Below are 16,091 nucleotides of genomic sequence, written 5' to 3' on the forward strand. Positions count from 1 at the left end.
TATGACTGAATCGCCACAAGCACATAGAAAAGATGAACATTTATCCCTTGGGGTCAGTTTATGGCGTGATACGACGACCAAAAAACAAATTGGCGCTTCCTTTGACGATATCCGTTGGTTGCCAAATACTTTTCCTGAAATGGACATTGAAGAGGTCGATATGACTACCAATCTCTTCCAACATCAATTTAATTGGCCATTTTATATTGAGGCTATGACTGGCGGTTCTGCTCTGACTGGTCGTATTAATGGACAGCTGGCTACTGTTAGCGCTAATACTGGTCTGGCAATGGCAGTTGGCTCCCAATCAATTGCACTTAAAGAACCCTCAAAAGCGCCAACGTTTAAAATTGTACGACAACGCAACCCCGAGGGGTTCATTTTTGCAAATTTAGGTGCTGATCACCCTATTGCAAATGTCAGAGATGCGATTGACATGATTGATGCTAATGCCATTGAAATGCACGTTAACGTTGCACAAGAACTTGTTATGGCTGAAGGAGATCGCCAATTTAAATGGCTTGATAATTTAGCCGAAGTCATTGCAAAATCGCCTGTTCCAGTCATTATTAAAGAAGTTGGCTTCGGTATGAGCGTTGCGACTTATCAAACAATAGCACAACTCCATCCCGCCGCAATCAATGTTGGGGGCGCAAATGGCACAAACTTTGCGGTCATTGAACGTCGGCGTAATCGTAACGACGACTCATTTAATTTAGACAATTATGGTCTTTCCACAGTTGAAAGCCTTATTTCAGCACGACTAGCACAAAATACGCTACCACTCATAGCAACTGGTGGCATTCAAAACGCTAATCATATTATGACAAGTCTAATGCTTGGCGCAAATTTGACCTCAAGTGCCGGTTTCATGCTACAAACTTTGGTGGATCATGGGGAATCAGATTTGACCAAACAAATCATAGACTGGCAACAAGCACTACCACGATTATTCACTTTATTGGGCGCAAAAAATATTGCCGAATTGCAACAAAGTCACCCGCTTTATTCAGACAGTTTACAAAATTTTATCAGCCAACAAAAAAAGCGATCTTAAGATCGCTTTTTTTACTGCATTGTATCACTAACAGGTTTCAATATATGATTTAACTTAATTTTATACAGGGTAAATCCAATCAAAAATCCAAGTATCGTTGGCGTAATCCAACCAAAACCCATGTCTGCAAATGGCAACAAATTTTGATAAGCACCAAAATGCAGTACTCCTTTGGCGTCATGATATCCAACCAACCCTTTGAATAATCCTGCAAATGGTGAATTAGCAATACCATCCATGATTGCTGGTATCATTGCAAAAATCATTGTTGATAGATAAACGACACTTGCATTATTAAACAATGGTGATAATAATCCCAACAAAATCAGCGTAATTGCAATTGGATATAAAAACATGAGGATTGGCACAGCCCAAGCAATAATATTATCTAATCCAAAATTTGCAGCCATGAACGAAAGTCCAATCGTCAAAATCAACCATTTTTTATAACTAATCTTTGGAAAAATACGGTGAAAGTCTTGCGCAAAACTTGCTGTTAATCCAATCGCTGTTGTCAAAACAGCTATTGTGCCCATCACAGCCAAGAACGCGCCTCCAAAGGAACCAAGATAATGATTTGTAATTTGCATCAAAGCAGTTGTACCATTTTCTGATAATTTAAAATGCGACAACGACGTAGCGCCTAGCAAGATTAAACCAATATACACAATCGCAATACCAGCAATTGCAATAAAACCGGTTTTTACAGTGATTTGCGCGATTTGTCGACGGCCACTAAAGCCCATGGCTTCAATAGCACGAACGATCGTAATGCCAAATGCTAGAGCTGCAATGGCATCAAGCGTATTATAACCTTCAATAAATGACGATGAGAATGCTTTTGTTTGATAAGCAGCTTCAGCCGTATGATTTAGAGTGCCCATGGGATTGAAAATCGCTAACAAAAAAATCAAAACCAACAAAATAACGAAAATGGGATTTAAATATTGACCAATATATTTCGTCAAATTTTGTTCACGCGATCCCAAAAAATAAACAATGCCAAAGAAAATTGCTGAAAATATTAACTGCGCAATTGACTGCCAACTACTCGGAATCCAGTTAGCGAAACTTAATGAATACGCAACCGTTGCTGTACGAGGTGTGGCAATCATTGGCCCCAACGAAACATGGACAGCAATCAGGAAAAATATCGCAAAGCCACGTCCCAACGGCTTAGCCAAGTCATAAATACCTGACGCCCGCGTTTGTGATAGCGAGATGAGTGCCATTAGCGGAATAACAGTTGCGCTAAGTAAGAAACCAATCGTGGCGGGGCCCCAATTCAGACCAGCTAACTGGCCCAAATGAACAGGGAAAATTAAGTTACCTGCGCCAAAAAACATGCCGAAAATCAATGATGCTAATAATAAAGTCTTTTTAATATCTAATTTTGTTGTCATACTGTTCTCTCCATTACGTTTAAATGCTATTTGTGATTATGTGCTATTGTGCCTGACTCGATACAAGCCACCAACTGAATTTTCCATATTGTCATCCTCACTAATTTTTCCAATAAAAAAACCGCTAATTGTTATCATAACAATTAACGGGCGAATTCTCGCGGTACCACCGTCGTTTAACTAGCAAAACTAAACTAGCTATCTCTATCTTAACTACGGGCGCAATGCCGATAGCCATACGATATAACGGTCGTGACCGATCAATGCTTCATTATCCAAAACACTGATTCTCTCCAGAACTACTTTCCAATACTTTTAATGACGCTTTCTCATCAACTAGCGCTTTCTATATCATTAAAAAGTAATGTACTCTTTCTTTCACTGAAATCTTATTTATATTATAAACAAATGATAAAATAATAACAACACTTACTTTATAATTTTTTTATCAACCAATTAAATTCAATTTGTCAAAATCAATAACGGCAATGACTGGCAAATTTCTGAAATAATTATTATAATCCATACCGTAGCCGACAACGAATTCATTGGGTACAATGAGACCGTAGTTGTCAACATCAAAATCAACTACTCGGGCTTCACGTTTATCAGCTAAGGCAACAGTGGTGACTGATTTGGCACCTTTAAGAGCGAAATAATCACTAAGCCATTGCATCGTACGACCTGTGTCAATAATGTCGTCTATGACAACCACGTCACGTCCGGCTAAATCCATATTCACATCATGCACGACTTTAACTTGACCAGTGGAAGCAGAGCCACTATAACTTTTAACATCAATAAAGTCAAAGTCCACATCAAGGGGCATTTTCCGCAACAAGTCTGTGGCGAAAATAACCCCACCTTTCAAAGCAGCTATAAATACTGGGCGTTGTTCATTATCTTGAAACTTTTCTGTTAATTCATTGGCAACACGCTGAACTTGTGCCTGTATGTCCGTTTCAGTTAAAAGCACTTTTTTTATCGCTGGATGACTAATCAAGTTGTTCATGCTAAGCCTACTCTCTTAAAAATCTCGTCCACATGACGCAAATGATAGTGATAATCGAACGCATCATCAATTTGTGCAGGCGTTAAATTAGCCTGAATCGTCGAATCAGCATCAACCAGATCACGGAACATGAGTTGCTCATCCCATGAACGTGCTGTTAATGGCTGTACAGTATCATAGGCTTGCTCACGTGAAAGCCCCGCATCAATTAAGCTCAATAGCAATCTTTGCGAATAAATTAAGCCGTACGTCCGGTCCATATTCTTACGCATTGTATCTGGGAAAACACCAAGATTAGTTAAGATACCAGTGTGGCGGTGCAGCATATAATCAATGAGAGCAGTTGCGTCAGCCAAAATAATACGTTCCGCAGATGAATGTGAAATATCACGCTCATGCCACAATGTCACATTTTCCAGCGCTGTTACTGCGTAACCACGCAATACGCGAGCTAATCCGGTAATATTTTCATCCCCGATTGGATTACGTTTATGTGGCATAGCCGAGGATCCTTTTTGACCCTTAGCAAAGCCTTCTTCGACTTCATGAATTTCTGAACGTTGTAATGAACGGATTTCGGTAGCAAGCTCTTCCATTTGCGTACCAATCAAAGCAATGGTCTGGATATAATCGGCATGCAAGTCTCTTGGCAGGACTTGTGAACCGATTGGTTGTGGTGTTAACCCTAATTCAGCCATTGCCACTTCTTCAACTCGTGGTGGTACATTAGCAAAAGTACCAACTGCGCCAGATAATTTACCAGTTTCAACTTCTTTTGCCACACGCTCAAAACGCTCGATTGCCCGTGTTGCTGAAGCGTAAAAACGAGCCATTTTCAAACCAAATGTTGTGGGTTCGGCATGAACACCATGAGTACGTCCCATCATGACTGTATCTTTATATTTTAATGCTAGAACTTTAATGGCTTCGCGCCAATCATGTAAATCTTGTTTAATAATGTCATTTGCCTGACGCAAACGTAAGGCTTGCGCAGTATCAACGACGTCTGTTGAAGTCAAACCGTAATGAATCCATTTCCGTTCATCACCTAAGGATTCAGACACATTACGTGTAAAAGCAACCACATCATGACGTGTAGATAATTCGATTTCGGCAATACGGTCAACATCAAAAGTCGCATTAGCGCGTATCTTAGCCAAATCATCGGCTGGTATGTGCCCTTCTGCAACCCAACCAGCATCAACCGCAATTTCTACATCAAGCCATGTTTGGTATTGATTTTGCAATGACCATATTGTGCGCAACTCTGGTCGTGAATATCGTTCAAGCATAATTTCTGTCCTTTTAAAGTGAATTTAGACAATACCCGCGATTGTCCTGATGGAAAATGAATAACTGTTTCCAATATCTAGTTTACCAGTTATTGCAGTCAATGCGTTCGTAATCATATTAACCTTCTCTCACAAAACAAAAAAAAGTTCGGTTATTCCGAACAAAAGCTGATTTATGAGAAACAAAAACGAACGTTAGGATTTTAAGCGTTTAAATTCCGAGATAGAATTTAGCAAATAGCGCCGCAAAAATGGCGCCAATAAATGGTGCAATACCTGGAACGAGCAAACCATATTTAAAATCACTCGTAGTCCGTTTTTGCCATGGAATAATTGTATATGCGATTCTTGGTCCCATATCTCGTGCTTGATTCATTGCAAATCCGGTTGTACCACCTAATCCCATACCGACTGCCCAAACAAGAAAACCAACACCTAATGGCACCATTCCTGGCACATCACCCGCATGAGCAGAAATAGACAAAATACCGGTTAGAAAGATAAACGTGGCAAATGCTTCAACAAAAAAATTACGTGGCAAATTACGAATGGCTGGTGCCGTCGAAAAGATATTACGGACAATAACTGGATCAATATCTTTTTCTGATAATTTGAATTGATCAGCATACATAACGTATACAATCAATGACCCTATAATAGCCCCAAAAATTTCTACAAAGCTGACAATTATAAAATAAGGTAAATCAATGTTCCCCAAAACATACTGTGCCAAAGCCATCGCCGGATTGATATAGACATCCCCAAAGATGAACAACACCATGGCAATACCGAATCCCCAAGTTGTAATCGAAAAAATATGCCCAGAACCGTGATATTTTGTACGGTTCAACACTTCGTCGGCGTGAACGCCAACCCCAAAAATTATCATGAGTGCTGTACCCATGAATTCAGCCAACAACTGATGTATCATTTTTAATCTCCTATTGGCGTGCTAGTTATTATGCTTGTGATAAAACAACTAATTCACGCAAGTGGCAGTTGAAAATTTGCATTGTATTGCGGTTTTTATTTCGAATACTCTTAATATAATAAGGCCACTAACCCACTAAGTAAAGCGTTTTTGTTGTTTTGTCAAGAAACCGTCACAATTCGTTACATTTTGCACAAACGAATGCTGTGCAATGTGTCAATAAATCGTTATAATAGTATTGAAGATAATGAATTGAGGATTTTTAAATGAATGCACAAGTTGTGTATGCAACTATCACGGGTAACAATGAACAAGTCGCTGACGTCATTGTTGACGCCTTAGTCGCAGCAAACGTATCAGTCAAAAAAACAGAAATTAGCCAAACCGAGGCTGATGAATTAGAAAATGTTGACATCGCCATCGTTGTCCCGTACACGTATGATAAGGGTTCACTTCCAGATGAAGGTCTAGACTTTTTTGAAGACCTTGCTCATGACGATTTAACAGGTGTTGTATATGGCGTGGCTGGCTCTGGTGACACTTATTATCTCAGCGATTTTGGCTTGGCAGTACCAAAATTTGAAGCACAATTTGCGAAGACAGGCGGTATTAAAGGAGCTGAGGGCGTTAAGATCAACCTTAGTCCTGATGCTGATGATGTCGTTACCTTAAATAAGTTTGTATCTGATCTAATTCAGGTTGCTAATGAAAGACATTAAAAAGAAGGCGTAAGCCTTCTTTTTAAATACCACTAATTTGCTTAAAATAAAATTGGTCACAATAACAAATACATTTTGAATTAAATTCCAAATTTGCGCATCTTGTTTTAGGATCACAACGCCAAGAGACAAAATAGCATAACCGAGTAATGCTGTCAAAATTCTCGCAACAATAAATTGCCAAATCTCATTTATCACTGATTTGACATTAGTAGCTGTCGAGTGAAACACCCATTTACGGTTCGTCAAATAAGCAAATAATACAGCCCAAAACCACGAAGCAGCATAAGAAAACGAATAATCAGCATGCAAAACTTTGTAACATATTGCAAAAATAATAATGTTTACGATGGTCGTCAAACCACCAAAAATCAAATATAAAATGGCTGCTTGATACTGAATGAGTAGTTTTTTTATTTTTTCCATGAAAGTTCCTCGCTATTAGTAGTATTGTCATTAAAATCGTCTGCAAACTCTATATTCGGATTAAATCGGCATCCTGCTGATACACCACGTTTAAGAGTTGATAATTTTTCTTGCTTTCTTTCAGTTCTAGAAAACTTGATTTGTAAATATTCCAAAAATATACGCAAAAACGCGCGATATTTGCGATAACTGTCTCTTTTCCTAGCATAATAAACTTTGTTTCTATAAGAATAAAAATATCTAGGGGTTCGTTCCGACACATCATTTAATAAACTACTACCAACATTTGTAGCCATTTTATGAACCACTTTCGCGCTGGGTACAAAATATCCCGGTGCTACACGGGCAGCCCTCTCAGTATACTCAATATCATCACCCCAAATAAAAAAATCGGTAATTGGTAAACCAATTTGTTTAACAACAGACCTTCTCATCAATAAGGAAACAAAAGTTGCATTCTGGACTTGTATCGGTTCAGTTAAATCTTCAGGTACTTTTTTAAGCCGATTCATTGGAGCTGGCCGATTCATAAGGGCGCGATGACCATCAGTCCATCGTACATCACTAGCCAAAAATCCAAAATGTTTTTTAACGTTAGAAAACGCAAGTAATTGAGATAATGTATCACTTTGTGGCACTGTGTCATCATCCATTAACCATACAAAGTCGTCATTAGTATGCGCCATAAAGTAACGTATTCCTGCATTGAACCCCCCCGCACCACCAATATTATTTGGTAAACGAACGTACTCAATTTGACTGCCCAATGATTCCAAATAAGATTGTGTATCTGATTCACTGGCGTTATCCACTACAATAAGATGTGATATCGTGGTTTCTTGCTGCTTCAAACTTTCAATTACTTCTTTCAACAATGTAAGCCGATTGAAGGTTACAATTACCGCACTGACCTTTTGATTCATATATTCCTCTTAGTTTAATACAACAGTTAAGTTTGCTAATAATATGACTACTGACAATAAAAACAATATAATTGCAAGTAATGAAAATTTCGATTGTTTCCATTGTACACGAACTAATACAAAATCTAATAAAAATTCTATGAGTTTTATTGCAATGATCAAACCAATGATTGTAACAAATATATTTTCTGCGTTACCGTAACTAAAGTACACACCACTAATTTTAGCAGCAATAATCACAACAGCGGCACCAAAGCCAATCCATAATAGACGCCACTTTTTTGAATCTATGGTAATTAAACTGGTGATTGATACTAGCCCTGCACCAAGCATGGCAGCATTAAGACTAAATGGTAAATCAATAATGCGACTAATATATTGTGGTAAAATCATCAAAATAATTGCAACTAAAATCCGTACACATTTCGTTGTAATTTTGTGATCAATATAATCAGAAAGTTTAATGGCGATCGGCGCCATCATCAAAAACCAGCCAACTCGGTAATTCGTCCAAATATCACCTAATGGTGTCTTCATATTTCCTTCATTACCTATTGCTCCTGCTGTAATGGCGTCCCACCAATTTCCCATTGAAAATTGAAATGGTGCCGAGATTTTTATAACTTCTAACACAGTTATAAAACCTAAAAAGGCAAAAAATGTCGATATCATTAAATAAACTTCAAATAGTGTCCCCGTTTTACGCTTTTCAATTTTCAGCAATTTGTTGACTCCAACCAAAAGTAATGGCCATGCAAAATAGATAACAAGTTTTCCGGCACCAAAATGTGCATGCAAATCGCCTTGCACTTTAGTCAAATAAAGCACACCCACAAGTGCTACTAGTGACATCAAAAATGCACTTAAATATTTCTTTGTCGCCATGTTATTTCACTTTCTGAAAAAAATTAGTTTTGAGCAGATAACTTTTACCCGTTGTAATGTCATATTGTACTAATTTAAAGTCGTTAACAATTTCTCGTTGCTCTTTGGTTAACGACTTTTCGTCAATTTTATTACCCCGTTGATCAAGAAATGTCAATTTTCCTTTATCGTCGCGTGTGTAGTTGTTGATTGTTGGCACTTTTTCTAACATCTCTGTTTTCAGTGCCCAATAAGCATCAACTTTCATACCATTCATTTTCATCATCATGGCCGTGAAGTCAGATGGGTCAGCATAGTTGGCCGAGACATTGACGGTCCCATTCGCCTTCTTCGCAGCGTCATTTTGCCACATAAAGTAAGGTGTTGAGTGTGCTGATAAGGCATCCGTAGTGGTATTGACAAAGTTAAATATTCCTGGCCAATGATCCCCATACCAAACCAATGTAATCGGACGGCTTAAATCATTCAACTTATCCAAAAACGTTTGAGTTGCCTCATCAGTATAATGAAGCCCTTGCAAGTAGGATTCAATTGTATTTTCATCAGCATTAGAATTAGTTGGTTCAATCATATTATAATCTCGCCCTTTAAAAGTCCAGGGCGTGTGATTTTGCATTGTTAGCAGTTGAATAAACTGACTATTATTCTTTTTACTAATTTTACTTAGAACATTTTTATAGGCAGATTCATCACTGATATAAGATCCACTATCAACCGATCTTTGATATCTAATTGGAACTTTACTATCCGTTGTGTAAAAATAATTAACTCCCATATTATTGTACACTGCTCTTCTATTGTAAAACGACCCCACATATGGATGCAGCACAATTTTACTATCAAATTGTCCCATAACCGTTGCTTTTTTGTTGATACTGCTACTCATTTGTGAATAAGGCATTGTAATAGTTGGTTTATAGGCAGTAATATTAAAACCCGTAAGCGTTGAATATTCAATTCCCGCTGTTCCGCCCCCATAGCCAGATGATACCATATGACCAGAACTTGTATTATCCATAATACTACCGATATTAGAAAGTGGATCATCGCTAATTGTTAAGCCAGGAACATAACTAGGTTTAGTCAACGATTCACTTAATGTGTAAATAACGGTTTGCTTTTTAAAGTTGCTATTTTGACGTGTCTGATTAATAGCTGAAGCCTGTTTTTTATACTTTATAACCAAATTTTTAATGGCTTTTTCATTATAATTTTTGGGCTCAACCATTGCATCGGTTGTCCTCGAGTTCAAAACAGCTAAAATACCACCGTTAGAGCTAGCATCAAATAATGAATCCCATAATTTTGGAGAATTTCCAAGTTTTTGAAATGACGTACTATAACTATCAGAATTCACCTCCAAAAATGGAACTAGCAGAAGTATATTAATTATCAACGCCAGTGATCGGAAACGTATAGATTTAAAAACACTCCACCGCGAACGCCGATAAATCACAAACAAAAAAGATATTGTTAATACTATCAATACAAAAGCAAACACCTGCACTTTAGTGTCTATCATTTTTAATAGTGAACCAATAGCGGTGACTTCTTGCAAGCTTGCTTCAGTAATAGCTTCTTGTCGATCGACTATTACTTGATACTCGGCAACTGACCACACCAACGATAGCACAGTCGTCAAAATTAAAGTGACTGGAAGTCGATTGCTTACAATAGTTATGAACCACATAATTAACATCATGAACAATACATTAATTCCTGCGGCTGATGTATTATTGATAAACGCCAACAAATTAGCAGTTGGGGTTTGACCGTAACCCATGTATTCAGCTAAGTAAATACCAAGTTGAATCACAATAACGCCTATTATTGCAAACCAAAGAAATAAAAAATTTATTTTTAAAAAATTTAAAGGCTTGTTCCATTTTATTTTTTTCATATGACACCAGCTATTCCAACATAAAAAGGGACACTAAAAAGTGTTCCCTCTCCGTATTTATTCATAAACAATATTTTAGCATAAATTTTATGCTAAATGTAAAGAATAACAATATAAACTTTACATTCACATAAACTTTCTTCTAAAGCTAAAAATTGTCCAAACAGTAATAATAACAATATCGATGAAAATCAACATTATTCCTATATTAAAAAATGGTGGCGTAAAATGTATCGTGATTGTTTTTCCAACATCATTTTTGTTTATAATAGTTTTCAGTAAGTATCCTCTCAAAGGAGTAGATATACGACTCTTTGCACCACTATTTTTAATCTCATATCCTGGCCATGAAAGCCGAGACAATACTACTTTACCACTCTTCCCACGCAGCTTCTCAATTTTCAATTTAATCGTTCGTGAAGTATTTACTACTTGACGAACTGAAATATTATTGCTGTGCCAAACAACTGACCCTACTTTTTTTGTAATCTTATCTTTCTTCCATATAACATATTGGCTTTCCTTTTTATACAGATGCCAACCAGTCGGGGTAGTTTTAGTTATTCTATTATAGTCCTTTATATCCTGTTTATCACCACTCTTGATAATTTGAATCGTATCAATAGAAAGCAAATCCACAATACGCATGTGAGTAGTTTTATCCACAGTGAACAAGCGATCAACAGATTGAATTGCAAACGTTCCTTGAGCCCATTGACGCTTTAAATCCGTGTTGTATTTTGCGTAACCAATTGGTGTGTAAACGGCACCGGTTTTTATGCTACCAATATACCAATAATTTGAGTACAGTGTATACTTCCACGAACTGCTGGGATTCATACTGCCAGCAATCCAAACATTTCCGGGATTTTTGCCAAATACTGAAGTTGTTTTTTTCACAGCAGTATATGTTTGTAAACTCTGTTGATCCCCCATTGTGGAAACTGATAATTGCTTATGTTGTTGAATTGTTATAAAAATCTGTCCCATCACAATTAAAGCAACAAATAGCATTCGCCTTTCACTGCGTTTTACGGCAACAAAAACCAACATATTTATTAATAGAAAAATAAAAATACCATATTTCAGAAACGATAATCCATTTCCAGGGACTTGAGACCATGAAAGGTATACCCCAAAAAGAATAATAGTTCCAGAAAGAATAATTCGTGTTTTATTGAATTTTATTTTGCCTTTACTAAGTAGGAAAATAATTAAGATGATAACGGTAAATCCCACATAGCTATAATTTCTAATTGGAAATCTAATTGGTCCCATTTCTGAGGGAGCAAAAGTCAAAAATATTGAAACAACAGCCATTGCAATCAATTCACCTGTAAATGAATTTTTAATATTAGTAAACGGATTACGTTTAAAGTCGATAAACGCAACAATTGGTAAAATCCAAGATATATACAGTACCGGAGCTCCCCATATATCCCCACCCCAATAGTTTGTCACATCACCGAGCGCGTTTGGGATAAATGAGTTGAACAAACTCGACATATTTGGTGACATGAAATCATTATTGCTTAATCCAGAATCACGCGCTGTAATGCCAGCAGCACTGGTTAATATACCTGGTAAATATATTGCGAAAGTAACTCCCGCTAATACTATAGATATCAAAGTAACCCGTAAAAACACTGACCAATTTTTTTCTAACAGATTTTGTATAAAGGATCCAACTAGTATCGAAACAACATAAATAGTCCCGTAGACATATCCTGTTGCGATTAGAGAATATCCAACCACAAACACGACAAAAATATAGGCCTTTTGGTACTTTAAAAACATCCTGAAAGACCACCAAAACCACGGTAATAATGCAAATACAATTAATCCCGTGACCCAAGAGCTTGCATCAATGTATGCCGTGAAAGCAACGGTTGGTAGTATCGCACCAGCTAAAATTTGCAACTTAACGTCTTTAGTAAAAGTTCTTGTTAGTTCGAACGTCCCCACTCCTAATAGCAACAAAAAAAAGATTTTGATGATTGTTGCAGAAATTAGGAAGTTTGGCGTCAAGTAAACAAAAATTGCTACAACCCAAGTGAGAGGATTTACAACTCCCCACTGTCCCTCCATGATGTAGTTCCCCGCTGATTGAGCTGACAAATTAAGAATAGGAAATTTACCATGAACCAAACTTTTTCCTAACTCGAACCATTGTCCAATTGCGCCATTCTGGGTATCATCAATAAAATAATAATGTTCATTAAAGAAAAGTGGAATAACAGCGGTAATCAAAACTATTAAAGTAACAATAAGTATGCCAATAAAATGATTTATTCTATTACTTTTTTGCATTAATCATGTCCTTATTTAAATTATTACTTATAGCGTAATTTCAAATTGCTTCTTTGTTTCAAAGAATCGACAATAAAAAATACTTTTCTTACTGATGCCATCAATTTTGCCTTATTATCACCTATAAACAACTCTTTTTTGCTCAGAAACTTAGGATGTTTTTCCGCAATTTGATGATTCAATGCAATTACATCCTCGCTTTGTGAATCACGTAATACGCTACTCCATTGCGTTTGACTAACCCTAAACTGGACGCCATTATAATCATCAGCAATAAAATCCGATACCATTAAAATATGAAAAAATGTAGACAAATCAACAACATAAGGATGTGAAAAATCCCAACCTCCAATCTTGTCAAATATGCTCTTACGCATTAAGACTGATCCTGGTTCGCCAACTACATTTCTACCTTTTTTAATTGTTTCTCTGACAACCTCTCGACCGTCAGTTAAATGTTTAATACCGTCTAAGCCCCAATTGCTCTTCAGTATCTCGCCATGATCAGAAATTATTTCTCTCTTCGAAGATGTCATTCCAACTTTAGGATTAACATTTAACAATTCTACCTGACGCTGTATCATATCACTTTTAAGTATGTCATCATGTGGTAGTAATTTAAAATATTCGCCAGTAGCCAACTCAGAAACATAATTCCAGTTTGTACTGGCACCATCTCCCTTGGGCACATTAACAATTTTTACTCGACTATCATGTTCAAATGGTTTCAGAATTTTTTTTGTCTCGTCATCTGGATTTTGGTCACCAATAATCAATTCAAAATTACTATAAGTTTGGTTCATAACCGACTCAACTGTCTGTTTTATAAATTTTTCCCCTTTATATGTCGGAATAACTATTGATACAAGTACTTCACTTCCCATTTTGTTGTCTCCTAAATGTAAAATATTTATTGCCAAAATAACTCACAAACAACGTCAAAAAAGTTATGAGGAGTTGTGCTAAATCTGAATTTATTTTTACAATTTCGACTAGAAAAGGCAATAAAATCAAGTTAATGCCATAATTCATACCATTAACTAATGCAAACCTTAAAAACGCAATTAGAATGTTACCACTATCTTTAAACACATAGCTTCTATGTAACACGAAGGCGAACGCTAATGATAAAATATAGGACGCTGTATAAGCTATCATATATCCAAATCTGATATTATGCAAAAGGTGATTCATACCAAGATAAATAATATATCCGAGGCCAGTATTTAATACGCCAACAACCATAAATCTAAACTTTTGATAGTCCATCAACTTTTTAAACATCTTCGCCCTCTTGTGAATAATTAGTAACATCTAAAACATACCTTGGACGATGTTTCACTTCCATAAATATTCGGCCAATGTACTCACCTATTACGCCCAGTGCCACTAACTGTAAACCACCAAAAAGCCAAATTGAGATAATAATAGATGGCCAACCCAATGTCGTATGTCCGAACAATCGACCAACGACAGCCCATATCATGAACAAGAATGAAATAAACGCAATAATCAAACCAGAATTTCTGATCATCTTGATTGGTACAATTGAAAAGCTGGTAATGCCATCCATGGCAAAAGAAAGCATTTTTCGCAAAGGATATTTAGTTTCACCAGCTTCCCGCTCAGCTCGAGCATAAAAGACCTTTCCCTGCTGAAAACCAATTTGTGGAAAAATTCCTCTCAAAAACATTTCACGCTCTGGATACGAAAGAAAAGCTTGTATCAAGCGCTGATCAATTAGTCTAAAATCTGCATGATTGGGTATGGATTCTACCCCTAGCAAGTTCATAACTTTATAAAATGCACCAGCCGTTGTTTTCTTAAACCACGTATCTGAATCACGATTATTGCGTATGCCAAACACCACATTTTTACCGTTATTTGCTTGGTTTACCATTTCTATGATAGCATTGGGATCATCTTGTAAATCAGCATCAATTGAAACAATATAATCTGAATCCCTTGCAATTTCGACCCCAGCAATCAATGCGTTTTGATGACCGGCATTATGTGCTAATTTAGCACCAACCACGTGACCATCTTGTTCATGCAATTTCTCAATCATTGACCAAGTGTTATCTTTGCTACCATCATCAACATACAATATTTTACTTTCTGCATTAATTTTATCATCGTTAATTAATTTATACAAAATAGACAATAAAATTGCTGTCGTTTTTTCGATGACAGGTTCTTCATTATAAGCTGGAATAACAATAACTAATTTTTTCGACATCACTTTTCTTCTTTCTTTATATAAATAGGGCGATGCTTTACTTCCAAAAATACTGCAGAAATATATCTGCCTATCACCCCTAAGCTTAGCAACTGAATGCCACTAATAAACAGCATAATTGTGACCATTGATGGCCAACCAGCTACACTGGTACTTTTATCCACAATAGCTCTCACAATAATCACCAACGCACCTAGTAGTGATAAGGTGAAAGAAAACAACCCCAATCCCGTCACAAATGCTAGCGGTAGTGTCGAAAAAGAGACAATACCATCTATCGCATATTTGATTAATCCCCAAAATGTCCATGAGGTCTTGCCTTTATATCTTTCAATATTATCAAACGCCAGATACTTAGTACGAAATCCCACCCAAGAAAATATACCCCGACTAAATCTTTGGCTTTCACCCAGTAATAAAATTGCGCTGACAACATTGCGTTTCATTATACGATAATCTCTTTCTCCAGCAACAAGGCGACTTTCGCTTACTTTGTTAATCAGTTTATAAAATAATTTAGCAAAAAAGGACCGCAATTTGTACCGACTACCCCTATTAATTCTTCTAGTGCCAATGACTTCCCAATCCTCGCCAGACACCATGTCAAACATTTTGGGCAATAATTCAGGAGGATCTTGTAAATCCACATCCATTATTGCAACATAATCGCCAGATGCCTGTTGCATCCCGGCATACATTGCAGCTTCTTTACCAAACTTCCTAGAAAAACTAACATAATGAACATTACTATCTTTGTCAGATATATATTTGATTTTATCTAACGTATGATCTGTTGATCCATCATCGATAAAGTGAAAGTATACGATTGCATCTATATTTTGTATTTGTTCTGTCACTGCATCATAAAAAGGTTGAATAGAGTCTTCTTCATTGTGCGCTGGTACCACAATAGATAATGACGTATTTTTTAAATTGTTTTTATGCAATTCCAAAACTGCTGTGACTCCCTATAAATAATATTATGTACGCCCTA

The 16,091-nt window shown here is 36.7% G+C and carries 15 protein-coding genes and 1 other annotated feature; of the genes, 2 read left to right on the forward strand and 13 right to left on the reverse strand.

Annotation, left to right across the window (positions count from 1 at the left end):
• Position 1 precedes the first annotated feature (1 nt).
• Positions 2–1,057, forward strand: coding sequence for a type 2 isopentenyl-diphosphate Delta-isomerase (fni, locus tag ACI3ES_RS06895; protein WP_114666791.1), 1,056 nt, complete (start codon positions 2–4; stop codon positions 1,055–1,057).
• An 11-nt stretch (positions 1,058–1,068) separates the two neighbouring features.
• Here fni and brnQ read toward each other — a convergent pair whose 3' ends face one another.
• The 4 genes from brnQ to larD all read right to left on the reverse strand — a co-directional run bounded on the left by brnQ (position 1,069) and on the right by larD (position 5,695).
• Positions 1,069–2,460 carry a branched-chain amino acid transport system II carrier protein gene (brnQ, locus tag ACI3ES_RS06900; RefSeq protein ID WP_114666792.1) on the reverse strand — a complete coding sequence of 464 codons (1,392 nt, stop codon included), beginning with the start codon at positions 2,458–2,460 and terminating at the stop codon, positions 1,069–1,071.
• A 143-nt stretch (positions 2,461–2,603) separates the two neighbouring features.
• Positions 2,604–2,851 (reverse strand) — a binding site (T-box leader).
• Positions 2,852–2,908: 57 nt separating this feature from the next.
• On the reverse strand, positions 2,909–3,472 hold the full coding sequence (gene hpt / locus ACI3ES_RS06905) for a hypoxanthine phosphoribosyltransferase (protein ID WP_004911768.1): 564 nt from the start codon (positions 3,470–3,472) through the stop codon (positions 2,909–2,911).
• Positions 3,469–4,764 (reverse strand): adenylosuccinate lyase, encoded by a 1,296-nt coding sequence (purB, locus tag ACI3ES_RS06910; RefSeq protein WP_114666793.1) that lies wholly within the window; start codon positions 4,762–4,764, stop codon positions 3,469–3,471. Before purB ends, hpt begins: the two co-directional genes overlap by 4 nt.
• A gap of 211 nt (positions 4,765–4,975) precedes the next feature.
• Positions 4,976–5,695, reverse strand: a complete 720-nt coding sequence (gene larD / locus ACI3ES_RS06915) for a D/L-lactic acid transporter LarD (RefSeq protein WP_004911774.1) — start codon at positions 5,693–5,695, stop codon at positions 4,976–4,978.
• A 266-nt stretch (positions 5,696–5,961) separates the two neighbouring features.
• Here larD and ACI3ES_RS06920 point away from each other — a divergent pair, with 266 nt between their 5' ends.
• A complete protein-coding gene (locus ACI3ES_RS06920) occupies positions 5,962–6,414 on the forward strand; it encodes a flavodoxin (protein ID WP_004911776.1) in 453 nt (150 codons plus the stop codon).
• On the opposite strand, the gene ACI3ES_RS06925 is transcribed toward ACI3ES_RS06920, so the two are convergent.
• The 9 genes from ACI3ES_RS06925 to ACI3ES_RS06965 form a co-directional block, all read right to left on the reverse strand.
• Positions 6,385–6,840: a GtrA family protein gene (locus tag ACI3ES_RS06925; protein WP_114666794.1), complete on the reverse strand. Its 456-nt coding sequence runs from the start codon at positions 6,838–6,840 to the stop codon at positions 6,385–6,387. The two genes, ACI3ES_RS06920 and ACI3ES_RS06925, sit on opposite strands and share 30 nt — an antisense overlap.
• Entirely contained in the window at positions 6,828–7,763 is a 936-nt protein-coding gene (locus ACI3ES_RS06930) for a glycosyltransferase family 2 protein (protein ID WP_114666795.1), read from the reverse strand. The genes ACI3ES_RS06925 and ACI3ES_RS06930 overlap by 13 nt, the downstream gene beginning before the upstream one ends.
• 9 nt (positions 7,764–7,772) lie before the next feature.
• Complete coding sequence (locus ACI3ES_RS06935; protein WP_407631955.1) at positions 7,773–8,648, reverse strand: fucose 4-O-acetylase; 876 nt, start codon at positions 8,646–8,648, stop codon at positions 7,773–7,775.
• Between the two features lies 1 nt (position 8,649).
• Positions 8,650–10,464: an LTA synthase family protein gene (locus tag ACI3ES_RS06940; RefSeq protein WP_242029721.1), complete on the reverse strand. Its 1,815-nt coding sequence runs from the start codon at positions 10,462–10,464 to the stop codon at positions 8,650–8,652.
• 210 nt (positions 10,465–10,674) lie between these two features.
• On the reverse strand, positions 10,675–12,858 hold the full coding sequence (locus ACI3ES_RS06945; RefSeq protein WP_114666798.1) for a hypothetical protein: 2,184 nt from the start codon (positions 12,856–12,858) through the stop codon (positions 10,675–10,677).
• A 23-nt stretch (positions 12,859–12,881) separates the two neighbouring features.
• On the reverse strand, positions 12,882–13,742 hold the full coding sequence (locus tag ACI3ES_RS06950) for a glycosyltransferase (protein WP_114666799.1): 861 nt from the start codon (positions 13,740–13,742) through the stop codon (positions 12,882–12,884).
• Positions 13,732–14,172, reverse strand: a complete 441-nt coding sequence (locus tag ACI3ES_RS06955) for a GtrA family protein (protein ID WP_080519155.1) — start codon at positions 14,170–14,172, stop codon at positions 13,732–13,734. The genes ACI3ES_RS06950 and ACI3ES_RS06955 overlap by 11 nt, the downstream gene beginning before the upstream one ends.
• Entirely contained in the window at positions 14,135–15,097 is a 963-nt protein-coding gene (locus ACI3ES_RS06960; RefSeq protein ID WP_407631956.1) for a glycosyltransferase family 2 protein, read from the reverse strand. Before ACI3ES_RS06960 ends, ACI3ES_RS06955 begins: the two co-directional genes overlap by 38 nt.
• Positions 15,097–16,050, reverse strand: a complete 954-nt coding sequence (locus tag ACI3ES_RS06965) for a glycosyltransferase family 2 protein (protein WP_114666801.1) — start codon at positions 16,048–16,050, stop codon at positions 15,097–15,099. Before ACI3ES_RS06965 ends, ACI3ES_RS06960 begins: the two co-directional genes overlap by 1 nt.
• Positions 16,051–16,091: the final 41 nt, after the last annotated feature.

The sequence above is a fragment of the Leuconostoc falkenbergense genome, from assembly GCF_045801155.1.
Classification (GTDB): domain Bacteria; phylum Bacillota; class Bacilli; order Lactobacillales; family Lactobacillaceae; genus Leuconostoc; species Leuconostoc falkenbergense.